The 12,332-nt window shown below is 39.8% G+C and carries 14 protein-coding genes; 6 read left to right on the top strand and 8 right to left on the bottom strand.

The window, feature by feature from the left end:
* Positions 1 to 5 precede the first annotated feature (5 nt).
* The 6 genes from gmk to bfr all read left to right on the top strand — a co-directional run bounded on the left by gmk (position 6) and on the right by bfr (position 4,889).
* Positions 6 to 629 carry a guanylate kinase gene (gene gmk / locus M5E07_RS01320; protein ID WP_116760994.1) on the top strand — a complete coding sequence of 208 codons (624 nt, stop codon included), beginning with the start codon at positions 6 to 8 and terminating at the stop codon, positions 627 to 629.
* A gap of 79 nt (positions 630 to 708) precedes the next feature.
* A complete protein-coding gene (gene rpoZ / locus M5E07_RS01315) occupies positions 709 to 990 on the top strand; it encodes a DNA-directed RNA polymerase subunit omega (protein WP_004978050.1) in 282 nt (93 codons plus the stop codon).
* Between the two features lie 223 nt (positions 991 to 1,213).
* Positions 1,214 to 3,319, top strand: a complete 2,106-nt coding sequence (locus M5E07_RS01310) for a RelA/SpoT family protein (RefSeq protein WP_252221261.1) — start codon at positions 1,214 to 1,216, stop codon at positions 3,317 to 3,319.
* Positions 3,320 to 3,393: 74 nt separating this feature from the next.
* On the top strand, positions 3,394 to 3,777 hold the full coding sequence (locus tag M5E07_RS01305) for a RidA family protein (RefSeq protein WP_044739681.1): 384 nt from the start codon (positions 3,394 to 3,396) through the stop codon (positions 3,775 to 3,777).
* Between the two features lie 219 nt (positions 3,778 to 3,996).
* Positions 3,997 to 4,191 carry a bacterioferritin-associated ferredoxin gene (locus M5E07_RS01300; RefSeq protein WP_116760990.1) on the top strand — a complete coding sequence of 65 codons (195 nt, stop codon included), beginning with the start codon at positions 3,997 to 3,999 and terminating at the stop codon, positions 4,189 to 4,191.
* Between the two features lie 233 nt (positions 4,192 to 4,424).
* Complete coding sequence (bfr, locus tag M5E07_RS01295) at positions 4,425 to 4,889, top strand: heteropolymeric bacterioferritin subunit Bfr (RefSeq protein WP_252221259.1); 465 nt, start codon at positions 4,425 to 4,427, stop codon at positions 4,887 to 4,889.
* Between the two features lie 39 nt (positions 4,890 to 4,928).
* Here the strand turns inward: bfr and M5E07_RS01290 are convergent, their stop codons facing one another.
* The 8 genes from M5E07_RS01290 to M5E07_RS01255 form a co-directional block, all read right to left on the bottom strand.
* Positions 4,929 to 6,557 carry a PglL family O-oligosaccharyltransferase gene (locus M5E07_RS01290; RefSeq protein ID WP_252221257.1) on the bottom strand — a complete coding sequence of 543 codons (1,629 nt, stop codon included), beginning with the start codon at positions 6,555 to 6,557 and terminating at the stop codon, positions 4,929 to 4,931.
* 67 nt (positions 6,558 to 6,624) lie between these two features.
* Positions 6,625 to 7,362 (bottom strand): TfpX/TfpZ family type IV pilin accessory protein, encoded by a 738-nt coding sequence (tfpZ, locus tag M5E07_RS01285; protein ID WP_252221255.1) that lies wholly within the window; start codon positions 7,360 to 7,362, stop codon positions 6,625 to 6,627.
* Between the two features lie 30 nt (positions 7,363 to 7,392).
* Positions 7,393 to 7,929, bottom strand: coding sequence for a pilin (locus M5E07_RS01280; RefSeq protein ID WP_252221253.1), 537 nt, complete (start codon positions 7,927 to 7,929; stop codon positions 7,393 to 7,395).
* Between the two features lie 189 nt (positions 7,930 to 8,118).
* Entirely contained in the window at positions 8,119 to 8,649 is a 531-nt protein-coding gene (locus M5E07_RS01275) for a pilin (RefSeq protein WP_252221245.1), read from the bottom strand.
* A gap of 263 nt (positions 8,650 to 8,912) precedes the next feature.
* Positions 8,913 to 9,473, bottom strand: coding sequence for a TPM domain-containing protein (locus M5E07_RS01270; RefSeq protein WP_252221243.1), 561 nt, complete (start codon positions 9,471 to 9,473; stop codon positions 8,913 to 8,915).
* Positions 9,467 to 10,516, bottom strand: a complete 1,050-nt coding sequence (locus M5E07_RS01265; RefSeq protein ID WP_252221234.1) for a TPM domain-containing protein — start codon at positions 10,514 to 10,516, stop codon at positions 9,467 to 9,469. The genes M5E07_RS01270 and M5E07_RS01265 overlap by 7 nt, the downstream gene beginning before the upstream one ends.
* A gap of 26 nt (positions 10,517 to 10,542) precedes the next feature.
* Complete coding sequence (locus M5E07_RS01260) at positions 10,543 to 11,133, bottom strand: LemA family protein (RefSeq protein WP_252221226.1); 591 nt, start codon at positions 11,131 to 11,133, stop codon at positions 10,543 to 10,545.
* Positions 11,134 to 11,238: 105 nt separating this feature from the next.
* The gene (locus M5E07_RS01255; protein ID WP_252221224.1) at positions 11,239 to 12,153 is read right to left on the bottom strand and encodes a metal-dependent hydrolase; all 915 of its coding nucleotides are present in this window, start codon (positions 12,151 to 12,153) and stop codon (positions 11,239 to 11,241) included.
* Between the last annotated feature and the right edge of the window lie 179 nt (positions 12,154 to 12,332).

Here is a 12,332-nt window from a genome sequence, read left to right as displayed (position 1 = left end):
ATATCATGTCGGGTCTCTTGTTTGTCGTTTCTGCTGCGTCAGGAACTGGCAAAACATCTCTCGTAAAAGCCCTACTTGAGCGTGTAAGTAATTTACATGTTTCTGTATCTCATACCACTCGTGGGCAGCGTCCTGGTGAACTTGATGGTGTACATTACCATTTCACTCAAAAAGAAAACTTTCTAAGGTTAGTGGATCAAGGCGGATTTATTGAGTATGCAGAAGTTTTTGGCAATTATTACGGCACTGCACAAGCAACTGTAAAAGAGCAACTCGCCAAAGGACATGATGTTTTACTGGAAATTGACTGGCAAGGTGCAGAACAAGTCCGCAAATTGTTCCCAGAATCAATACAGATTTTCATTTTACCGCCAAGCCAGTTTGATTTACGTCAACGTCTATCTAACCGTGGTACGGACAGTGTGGAAGTGATTGAACATCGTTTAAGTTGTGCAGTCGAAGACATGCAACAATTTGTCAATTTCGACTATGTCATTATTAATGATGACTTTAATAAAGCCTTGCATGATCTTGAATCTGTCATTACAGCAAACCGTTTGGTTCTGACGCAGCAAGCCAATCGTCATCAAGATTTAATTCAAAAGTTAATCACTCCAGTTGAATCGTGATTAAAACTTGAGTCTAAACTGAAAGCATTTTATACTGCACAGTCTGTTTCCGCATTTTAGCATTTATACGAGAGCACATATGGCACGCGTAACCGTTGAAGATTGTTTAGACCATGTAGACAACCGCTTTGAGCTTGTACTAGTGGCAAGCAAACGTGCGCGCCAACTCGCACGTCAAGGTATTGAACCAACTGTAGAATGGGACAACGACAAACCAACAGTTGTTGCTCTTCGTGAAATTGCAATTGGTCACGTTTCAAAAGATATTTTGAAACAACGTGAGCAAGACTACCAAACTTCAAGCCTTGATCTTGCACTTTCTGCAAACAATTTGAATTTAGATGGTTTCTCTTTCCAATAAGAAAGAAAAACTACATAAAAGCCTAGTTTTTAACTGGGCTTTTTTATGCTTGGAACTTTAATATTTCTTCAAGAACAGTTATAACATTAACTGAAATTACGCTATTTTTTTAAACTGCCAATTTGCGATTTTTGCATAAAAAATTTGACAAGTTTCGCACTTTGCTTTTTATTAAAAATTGAACCCATTAATCGATTCCTCATGGTATAGGTACAGGTGTTATATGCCAGGCGCAGAAGTCAGCCAAGCCAAACAACAACTCAAAGTGATTGTCGACGCTTATCTCAATGAAAGCGAAGTCGAGCGAGTGCTTGCGGCCTGCGATTATGCCGATATTGCGCATGATGGAATTACGCGGAAAAGTGGTGAGCCATACATCCTGCACCCGATTGCAGTCAGTTGTATTTTGGCACACATGCGCTTAGATGTAGAAACCCTGATGGCCGCATTGCTACATGATGTGATTGAAGACACCGATTTTAGCAAAGAAGATATTAAAGAGAAATTTGGTCTGACCGTGGCAGAACTGGTCGATGGTGTCACTAAACTGAGCCATTCCAGCGATAAAGAATACAACAAAGCCGCTTCATTCCGAAAAATTTTACAAGCTACTCTACAAGATCCACGTGTCATTATTATTAAATTAGCTGACCGCTATCATAACATGACCACACTGGAGTCTTTACGTCCAGATAAACGTGCACGCATTGCTCAAGAAACCTTTGATGTGTTTGTACCAATGGCACGTTTAGTGGGCATGAATGAAATGGCCGATAATCTTGAACATTTGTGCTATCAAAATCTTGATTTAGACATGTTCAATAATGTTCAGGAAGCCTTGCTTAAAACCAAGCCCAAACGCTGTGAATACCAAGCCTTATGGGAAAAAAATCTGACTGCACTCTTACAACAAAATCAAATCAGTGGTCGGATTAAAAAGAAAAATAACAATATTGAGCTACTCCGTCACTTCGTCAAAAACGATATCGATTTGCAAGAATTGACCCATAGTCATGCCTTTGAAATTATTCTGCAAAGCATTGCCGATTGTGACAATCTCGCTGAAACCTTAAAAGAACATTTTCAAGTTCTATCTTATCAAGACCATATTCGACGACCATTGCCTGGCGGCAACCAGTCGCTCATGCTGCGCCTAAAAGGTGAAAAAACGACTCTCTCCCTGACCTTACAAACCGAATTGATGCGTAAGGCTGCGCGTTATGGCGTTGTATTGGGTGAAAATGCGCCTCAAGCCTGCCGTTCTGCTATTCAAGCCTCCATGCAAAACTTAAATGTTTTAATTGATAGCAGTTGTGCAAAAACCACCTTTAACGATTTACTAGATTATTTACACCAAGAAAAAATTTGGGTGTATACCCCACACGGGCAATTACATGAATTACCACAAGGCGCAACTGCCGTGGATTTTGCCTATTCAGCGAGTCTTTTTTTAGGCAACCATGCGATCGGAGCGAAGATTAATGGCGAAACTAAGCCCTTATCTACCCCGCTTGTGAGTGGACAAGTGATTGAAATTATTACCGATGTACTCGCCACTCCAAATCCTGATTGGCTCAGCTTTATTAACACCCAAAAAGCCCGACGCGCCATTCAAAATATCCTCCGAGATCAAGATGTAGAAGAACAACAATTGGTTGGTGAACAAGCACTCAACCGTGCCCTAAGACTTTTCCATCGCTCAACATATGACCTGACTGAAGATGATTGGTTAGATCTTCTACAATGGCGTCATCTAGATTCCAAAAATCGTTTATTCCAACAAATTGCCGTGGGTGACTTGTTACCACAACTGGTTGCCAATCATTTATTTGCTCAAGATCAATCCATTGAAGATCATAACTCTGACCGCCTTATTCAAGGTACGGAGGGTGTGGATGTCAAATATGCACATTGCTGTAATCCCATGCTAGGCGATCCAATTCAAGGGCATCTTTCACGTCGTGGATTAATCGTGCATCGTGCCCGTTGCCACAACCTGCTGCATGAGCAACATTTACATCCTGAAAATATCATGCCACTGCAATGGTCTTCCGAAGACCTCGACGATGTCAGCTTTACAGCCTATCTTTGCATTGACATGGAGATGGACGATGAACAGATTTCAGATTTAATCTATCAATGCCGTAAAGCCAAAACAGGGGTAGAAATGGTGCGCAATTACGACCATAAAACCTATGTGAATATTGTGGTCAATAATCGCAAACAAATAGCCCAGATCATTCGTGACTTACGCATGCACTACGGTTTTCCACGCATTACCCGCCTAGCCGTACCACTGAATATGACTGAAGCTTCTATAGCAAGTTAATCATTTAAATCGATAGGGCTTCTGTATCTGAATACAATCCTTTAAGATGTATTCAGATATAAAAGGAGAAAACGATGTCCCGCCAAGTTATTCATACTGAAAATGCCCCTGCTGCGATTGGTACTTATTCTCAAGCAATTCTCGTTGGTGAAACACTTTATCTTTCAGGGCAAATCGGTTTAGATCCGTACAGTATGGAATTGGTAGAAGGCATTGAGGCACAAATTCGCCGAGTTTTTGATAACTTAAAAGCCGTGTGTGAAGCTGCAGGTGGTTCACTTGCCGACATCGCCAAACTCAATATCTTTTTAACTGATTTATCTAATTTCCAACTGGTCAACCAAATTATGGGTGAATATTTTGCTCAACCTTATCCAGCACGTGCTGCGCTAGGTGTGGCAAGTCTACCTAAAGGAGCGTTGGTCGAGATGGATGGTATTGTGATTATTCCACAATAATTTATAAAACCAATTCAATCACCACCTTCAATCTTTAGCTCTCAATTATATAAAGCTCTTGCGCAAAATCCGAGCAGAACTCGGATTTCCGCTCAGGTGGTATTTTTTTATTCAAATTCCCAATGATAATAATTCTCTTTTTAAATGAATGTTATTGACAAACGATAACAATTATCAATAATATTACTTATCGTATTTAACCTTATCTGGCTCGCAGTCATGTACGTATGTTTGTGTCGTGGTATTACAGATCAAGATATTAAAGATGCCGTTGCTAACGGTGCAGAAAGCTATCGTGAAATCCGCGAACTGCTTGATCTAGGCACATGCTGTGGTCGTTGTGCTCCTGAAGCGCGTGCCATCATCAGTGACGAAATTGCAGAAATTGCTGGACGTATTGCCGTCGCAGCTTAACAATACTTAGAAATAAAATGGTCTTGATTGATCATTCCTCCTCCCCCGCTTTTGACTCTAAGCGGGTTTTATTTTTCTAGTTTAATATCCAATTGTTTTTGATTGCGATTTTCATTTGCCGTTCAATAAAGCACTCGCCTTTCAGCATTTTCTTGTTTAAGATTTACAGAATAACAGGCTGCAATAGTCTAACTTAAAATTTTAAATCAGCATTGATTGATGGAGTTTATGCTATGAAAGGCAATCGCGATGTGATTAACCAGTTAAATCAGGTGCTCTATCATCATTTAACTGCTATTAACCAATATTTCCTACACTCAAGAATGTTTAATGACTGGGGCATTGAGCAATTGGGTTCTGCCGAATATAAAGAATCGATTCGTCAGATGAAACATGCCGATAAAATCATTGAACGGATTTTATTTTTAGAAGGCTTACCAAATTTACAACACCTCGGTAAACTTTATATCGGTCAACATACTGCTGAAGTTCTGAATTGCGATATTCGTAAAGTGAAAGAGAACATTGAAAGCATTAAAACAGCTGTGACTTTGGCTGAACAAACCTTAGACTATGTGACGCGTGATTTAGTTCAAGAGATCCTAGAAAAAGAAGAAGAATATTGGGATTGGCTCACCACTCAACTAGATTTAGTCGAAAGTATCGGTATTGAAAACTATATTCAAAGCCAACTCTAATGAATAAAAAAGCCAGCATCGCTGGCTTTTTTAGGTCTTTTATTGAGCTGGCTCTAACAAAGATTCATAGCTCACATCAACATGTTTCAACTCTTTTAATAACCATAATTGGTGACGTGCTCCCTGTTCATCCCCATTAAAAGCAAGAACACGGGCATATTTCAACAAATCATATTTGGTTGGATAGCACTGCACCATCTCATGAATTTGCTGTAATTCAGCTTTACTCAATACCGTGTTCGGGTTCAGTCGAATCCATGCAATTCTGCGACTCAGTTCATCTAAAACATAAATTCGGTCATGATTGGTAATTTTTTCAGGGGTATGCTCATAACGCATCGATTGATTCAGTTTTGGCACCGCCACCATATAATCACGATGAATTAAAACCAAAAGTAAGCCACCGACCACAAACATCATTTGCGTATATTTGGGCGCTAAATTCCAAACTTTAAGTTGAGTTTCCTGCGACAGCACCAAACCTACTATAAAACCCAATGGTAATAAGAAGTAAGCATAGTTCTGCGGATATTCCAATAAGGCATGCACCAATACCGCCACAATCATCAGAATACCGACGACCGACTCTGTGGAACTTACTCGACTAATTAAGCGATATGCCAGATAAATTAAATAACCCAGAAATGGTACACCAATCAGCAAGCCATTCCATACCAAGAAATCCAACACAAAATTATGTGAGCTTCGTACCCATTCAGAAATACGATAATATTCACTTACCGTAACCTGAGCGACACTGGTCTGATTCCAACCATAACCAAACCATGGTCGGTCTGAAATGGCATAAAACATTTGTTGCCAGATACCCAAACGCAAATGCCCTGAGCTTGCACGTTCAATCGCTGTTGGCGAGTCCGCAATTGCCAAATGTGATGCTTGTGCCAACCAATGGTCAACGATTGGCATGACTAAAATTAGCCCGATAAATAAGCCAACCCAAGTCAACATTGCATACCATTTGAGGCGCAAATACCCTTTATATTGCTGATAGAAGAAATAAGCGACAAATAAGATACAGACGACCCATGACGTTCTAGACTGGCTTAAAACCAACGCAATCAATATTGTCAATGAGCATAGACTTAAAATCCAAGCCTTAAGCTTACTTTTCTCGAATAAATACAGACTCGCCATTAACGAAAGAATAAGGAAAGTGGCCATATTATTCGGCTGAGCAAAATTCGCATAAGGACGATTACTGCGCAAATTGGCAATACCAGGAATATGATTTTCGATTGTGAGCCACTGACAGATTGCCATCAGCCCTGTGATTGTACCTACGACCAACAATACATAACTCAAATTCGTAAATACTTGCTCTCGATCTTTTAAGGTTAAAGCTAGGTTATAACCCAATACCATACTTAACCAAAAAGCAAAGACAAAAAGGCTGGCAATCAATGCCACACTGAAGAAAAACTCTAGCCCCAATACCCATTGCAGCAATGGAATAAATGCCATAGCGACTAATGGAAGTGTCAAAACTGGTACTTTTATTTTTTGCTGAAGAAAAATAGCGGTGAGTGCAAACAAGGATAGAAAAGCAAACAATTCACCTGTATAGGTCACCCACGGACGATAGTGAACGGGTAAAAGCCAAGCCAATGCTATAAGTACACTGGCAAGTAAAGAAAGAATAAATTTCATGGGGTGCTACAGTTGCAGAACTGCGCATAGTGTAATTCAAAATGTTGGTTTTTTCTTCTGCTTCAATTTATTTCCATGGACGCAGGTCAACAATTTTAATAATCTCAGCCGTATCTTTATTGATTAAAACAGTCATATCTAAGGCATTAGCTTTTAATGGTAAATAAGCATTCGCTTTGGGGTATTGGCCCAATAATGTTTCAACGCTTCTCTTATCATTAAATAACGTTAGTTGTCCTAAATTTTGCGCTCTCTGTTTAATTTGCTGTTTGGCTTTAAATAAAGAAACATAACGCTCAGGTCGCTGTGCTATAGAAATACCTGCGGTGATTTCAGCAAACATTTCTCGATTTCTCTGTTTTGAATCTTTTGCAAACTCAGTAGCAGCAAATCTAGGTTGAAACCAAGAAGCCTGTCTAAAATCTGATTTAATCTGATTATTTGATTCAATCACAATTTCATTATTCCGAATCAGCTCAAAACGATCAACATTATAGATAATCCATACAGGTCTCCCGTCAGCAATTTTAAATACCCCATAACTTAATGCAATAATTTGTATAAGAATAATCACACATAGATCAAATTTAAGACTTTTCTTCCCCTCCTTATAAACCAACCAAACCAAAAAAGGACCCAATATTATATCTATTGCTAACATCATTAAAAATAAATGCGTTACTCCTGTCGCTTTATTTAAAGGCAATAAATACCAGCAAAAAAATACTACATACATAGTCAATAGCGCTACACACAAAGAAACCGTTAAATGTGTAGCTATAAATTTAAATTTTGCTGTTTTCATACTTAACCAGAATACCACTCTTGAATTACTTTAACGGCAACTTGATGGAACAAATTTAGGTTGTATATTACCTAAAGTTGCCCCTAGCATATCCATTTTTTTTGCCATTTCTTGCGTTTTTGACGAACATGCCCAATCTACTACACCACTTTCTCCTGCAGCCAATGCATTTTTTAAAGGTTTTGTTGTAGCTCCATTAACTTGAACAAAAGGACTAAGAATCAAGAGATTTTCAGTTGAGGCAATACCAACTTTATCCCCCTTAAACAAAATACTTATTTCCCCACTCTGAGGATCAATTAATACACTTTCCACATATTTACTTGTAGCCCCCTTATTTGTAGCCTGCGTATTCCATGCAGTTGCGACGCGGTTAAGATCTCCAGCAGAAATAATTGCCTCTGACGCTACAGCAACTTTAGCACTACCCGCTAAGGTAATCCCCTCAACCACACGTGCTCTAATGGTATAGTCCTGATATGCTGGAAGTGCAATAGCAGCAAGCAGCGCAATAATTGCAACCACTATCATCAATTCAATTAATGTAAATCCTCGTTCCATCGCCATTCTCACCTGTTATTCTTAGTTAATTCCTATCAAGAACCATACCAAAATAAAAAACAATATATATCAATATCTTAAAAAAACACCCTCAAGAGAAAAAATAATATTTGTCACTTATTTACATTTTAATTCAAAATAGACTCCTTAAAATAAAAAAACAGCCCGAAGGCTGTTTTTAAACTCAACTAAATCTTAACGGCATTGAGATGGCGCGTATTTAGCTTGCAATGTGCCTTTGGTAGCACCTTTCAAACCTTGTGCATCAGCAGTTGCATCAGTTTTTGAAACACAAGCCCAATCCACATTACCTGTTTGACCTGCAGCTAAAGCCGCAGCTAAAGTAGGTACAGCAGCAGCACCAGTTTGTACATATGGGCTTAAAACCAGAGTATTTTCTGCAGCTGCAACACCTACTGTTGCATCATTATATGTAACAGTAATTACACCAGTATCAGGCAAAGCTTGCACTGAGTTTACATATTTAGATTTGGCACCATCACCAAGTGCTTGAGCATTCCAAGTATCTACTGCAACTTTTAAGTCTACTAATGTTGGTGCACTAGCGATTTGTTTTTGAATATCGCCAGCAACAGTTAAACCTTCAGTAATACGGGTACGAATCGTGTAGTCTTGGTATGCAGGAAGTGCAATTGCAGCCAAAATACCGATAATCGCAACAACGATCATTAATTCAATAAGAGTGAAACCCTTTTGAGCGTTCATAACATTCTCCACAAATGTTTTGTTTAGTTTTTTTTAAGCTTTGTAAAGCAAGAAGCGCTTTTGTATGCTTTGTTTATAATGAGCACATAATGTGCCAAGATTTATTATAGTTAAATCCAACAAAAAAACAGCACCTTAGCCATGTTTTTTTTAAATATATTTCACTCATTATTCTTCCAAACTTGACAAAATACACACATAAGTGACAAAAATTGACAGTTCATGATTTAATAATGATCATATTCATGCTTTTGTTCTCATGCTTAATCTAGAATAATTGGCTCATTGGGTAATTCATTAATTTGCTCAATTTCTTTTTCAGCATAAAATTTTTGCAATAATTTGCCGATACTAGAAATTGCGTGTATGACCGCCTCATTATACTGATGTTGGCCAAATTGCTGCACCAAGTTCTGACAAATTGAATTCCATACTTCTTGCTCCGTCATTTGCTGCAATCCACGATCAAAAACCAACTCCACCTTTCGCTCACATAAATTTAAGTAAAATAATACTCCACTATTGTGTTCGGTATCCCACACACCCAATTCTGCAAACAACTGCTCTGCACGTTTTCGTGTATTTTGCCGATAGGCTTGTAAACATGGTAAATGCCCTTCAATTACTACTTGAATCTCACCGACATGCCCTTGTTCTGCATCCTGTACAGCCGCTGCGATTTGCTGCAAATCAACAGATTTAAAATAGCGTCGCGTATTTGAAAAATAAAAACAATGCTTTAACCAACGTTTAAAACTGGGTTGAACATACTCTTGCACATTCGGTGTTGTGACTATTTGAGTTGAATCTGTTTTTGTTACCATGAGCCTGAAGCACCTCCTCCACCAAAACCGCCGCCACCGCCTCGATAGCCGCCCCCTCCACCAAAGCCGCCTCCACCTGAACCCCGCCCAGAGCCTGAAGCCAGTATTTGCAAGATCAACTGCGCCAAAGAGGTAACGAGCAGTAAGAAAATACCTGCACCTACCAATAGACTGGTCAATACACCTACACCACTGACCAAGCCTGCAACCACACCTGCCACACCCGCAGTCGCTGCACTGAGGCGTTTACCAACCATCATCGATGCAAAGGCGCCAACCACAATAATAATTAAGGCAGAGGTCCAAAATTGTGATCGTGCTTTTTGTTCATGTAATGCCTGAGCTTGTTGCTCTTGTAATTCTTGTGCTGCTTGTTGTGCAATTTCAGGGTCTAAATTTAAGATTCGCTCAATTTCATTGAGTCCCGATTGAATGCCTTGTGCATATTCAGCTTTTTTAAAATAAGGGGTGATCTCGTTACGAATAATGCGCCCAGCCACGATATCGGGCAGCACCCCTTCTAAACCGTAACCCGTTAAGATCTGAATTTTACGATCATTGATCGCAATAACCATGAGTAAGCCATTATCACGCTTAGCCGTTCCCAACTGCCATTGTTCAGCCACTCGCATGGCATAATCAAAAATGGCTTCCTGCCCTGTAGTCGACACAATCACCACACCAATTTGCGCCTTACCTTGCTCATACAATTTTAAAATATGTTGGTTCAAGGCCTGTTTATCTGAATCAGACAAAATATTGGCTTGATCAATCACAGGCGTATTTAGACTTGGCAATTGGCGGATGTTCCCATCAGCCAAATCATTTGCAACTTGTGCTGAGGATGCTGCCTGTTGTTCAGGGGCTAAAGATTGAGCGCCTTTTTTCGCCTGCTGAATAACCTGACCAATCACCACAGCATCTTCTGAATTATCGATAGTCGGAGATGTCTCAGCCCAGCAAATTGAACAGAAAATTAAAGACAGCAAAGCACCGAACAGGAACCGTGTCGCCTGTTGGATGGGGTACTTTAAGCGATACATTCACTGATTCCAGTTAAGTTAAATACTTAATCAAAGGAGACTTTAGGTGCAGTTTGGGCGCTTTGTTCTGCACTAAAGTTTGGCTTGGTGTGCATCCCAATGACTTTTGCGGTCATCACCTGCGGGAATTGCCGTACATAGGCATTGTAATCTTGCACCGTAGTAATATAGCGATTGCGTGCCACAGCAATTCGGTTTTCCGTGCCTTCCAGTTGCACTTGCAAATCACGGAATTGCTCATTGGCTTTTAAATCTGGGTAATTTTCAGACACCGCAATTAAACGTGATAATGCACCCGTCAACTGACCTTGTGCTTCTTGATACTTTTGAAAAAGTGCAGGATCTTCTAGCACTTCTTTATCGACTTTTAAACCCGCCACATTGGCTCTGGCTTGTGTGACTTCTGTAAGGACTTGCTCTTCGTGTTTGGCATAGCCTTTTACCACATTAACCAAATTCGGCACCAAGTCCGCACGACGTTGATACTGGTTTTGTACTTCTGACCAAGATGCGGTCACGGCTTCATCTTTGACTTGTAACGTGTTATAGCCACAGCCTGTCAACATCAAACTGCCACTCAACAATACAATCAACGCACTATTTTTAATCCACGGCATCGTTCAATCCTCATCTTTTTTTGGCATGTCATTTCTTATTGAATGCAAATATTGTAGACCGAATTGATTTCCGTTGTGTTTGATTTATTTAATCGTCAATCAGTATCAAAAGACGGAAAAATTCCCAACTTTGGTCTTTGATGATGATGTAGATACTGCTTCTACCCCGAATTCTTGCATCTGATAATCCTCCGCCAAGCGTTGTTTCCAGTAATTCACAATTTGACTGTAGTCGTGTGCCGCAGGATGAAACTCCTTTTGGTAATAGCTTAAATATTCAGGTGCCAATTGAATCATCATTTTCAGCAACAAATAGCCGCCAAAAATATTCCCTCGTACCTTCAATACACTTTTTTTACGATCTTGCCAAAACAAACGACTAGCCGAATAAAAAGTTAAACTGGCAAAACCTGTAGTGACACTGCGCATAATCATGCGACGGATTGCATCATCCCCATAGACATGCTGATAAACATCAAACGCCACAGCTCGATGTTCGATTTCTTCTATGGCATGCCATACCCATAATTTTTGCGCATCCTCCTCCAAAGTACTGAGCACTTCAGGATGACGTAAAATATAGCCGCCCAATAAAGCCGTAAAATGTTCAAAGGCACAGGTAATTGCCAACTGGATTTTAGGATGCAAGTTTTTGACATGATGGTCTTTGCGTGCCAACCAATCTTGAAAACGATCTAAATTATAGTCTTCACGTCGCCACGCCTGATTAAACTCCATGTGTGCTTTGGAATGCATGGCTTCCTGTCCAATAAATGCAGCAATTTGGGCTTGCAACTGTGCATCCGTTACCTGATCCCTTACATTACGCACGCTATGTACAAAAAATTGCTCGCCTATTGGAAAGGTGGAAGATAACGCGGTCAGTAAATGTGACATGACGGGTGAGTTGGCAAAATAATGGCGACGAATGGCTTTGGGGTTAAACTGCAATTTCCGAACAGTAATTCCATGCGCTTTAGGACGATTTAAATATGATTCTTCTGTCGTCTGTTTCAGCATGATGACTTCTCAACATTAGCAAAGTACAGATACCCAGTATCTAAAGGTCATGTCCTTCACTAAATGGCAAAAATGCTTAGCCGATTAACCAAAAGAGTCAACCCGACCATTGGTAAGCAATCTATAAACCATTAAAAAACCCACCGAAGTGGGTTTTTTATAAATCTAGAATGTTGAAC

It is taken from the genome of Acinetobacter tibetensis (genome assembly GCF_023824315.1).
GTDB lineage: Bacteria > Pseudomonadota > Gammaproteobacteria > Pseudomonadales > Moraxellaceae > Acinetobacter > Acinetobacter tibetensis.
The sequence above is the reverse complement of the archived record's forward strand: the minus strand, read 5'-3'. Positions and strand labels throughout refer to the sequence as shown.

Excerpts from the sequence above, each read along its gene's own strand:
- gmk (WP_116760994.1), top strand. The coding sequence starts at position 6 with ATGTCGGGTCTCTTGTTTGTCGTTTCTGCTGCGTCAGGAACTGGCAAA.
- rpoZ (WP_004978050.1), top strand. The coding sequence starts at position 709 with ATGGCACGCGTAACCGTTGAAGATTGTTTAGACCATGTAGACAACCGC.
- M5E07_RS01310 (WP_252221261.1), top strand. The coding sequence starts at position 1,214 with ATGCCAGGCGCAGAAGTCAGCCAAGCCAAACAACAACTCAAAGTGATT.
- M5E07_RS01305 (WP_044739681.1), top strand. The coding sequence starts at position 3,394 with ATGTCCCGCCAAGTTATTCATACTGAAAATGCCCCTGCTGCGATTGGT.
- M5E07_RS01300 (WP_116760990.1), top strand. The coding sequence starts at position 3,997 with ATGTACGTATGTTTGTGTCGTGGTATTACAGATCAAGATATTAAAGAT.
- bfr (WP_252221259.1), top strand. The coding sequence starts at position 4,425 with ATGAAAGGCAATCGCGATGTGATTAACCAGTTAAATCAGGTGCTCTAT.
- M5E07_RS01290 (WP_252221257.1), bottom strand. The coding sequence starts at position 6,557 with ATGAAATTTATTCTTTCTTTACTTGCCAGTGTACTTATAGCATTGGCT.
- tfpZ (WP_252221255.1), bottom strand. The coding sequence starts at position 7,362 with ATGAAAACAGCAAAATTTAAATTTATAGCTACACATTTAACGGTTTCT.
- M5E07_RS01280 (WP_252221253.1), bottom strand. The coding sequence starts at position 7,929 with ATGGCGATGGAACGAGGATTTACATTAATTGAATTGATGATAGTGGTT.
- M5E07_RS01275 (WP_252221245.1), bottom strand. The coding sequence starts at position 8,649 with ATGAACGCTCAAAAGGGTTTCACTCTTATTGAATTAATGATCGTTGTT.
- M5E07_RS01270 (WP_252221243.1), bottom strand. The coding sequence starts at position 9,473 with ATGGTAACAAAAACAGATTCAACTCAAATAGTCACAACACCGAATGTG.
- M5E07_RS01265 (WP_252221234.1), bottom strand. The coding sequence starts at position 10,516 with ATGTATCGCTTAAAGTACCCCATCCAACAGGCGACACGGTTCCTGTTC.
- M5E07_RS01260 (WP_252221226.1), bottom strand. The coding sequence starts at position 11,133 with ATGCCGTGGATTAAAAATAGTGCGTTGATTGTATTGTTGAGTGGCAGT.
- M5E07_RS01255 (WP_252221224.1), bottom strand. The coding sequence starts at position 12,153 with ATGCTGAAACAGACGACAGAAGAATCATATTTAAATCGTCCTAAAGCG.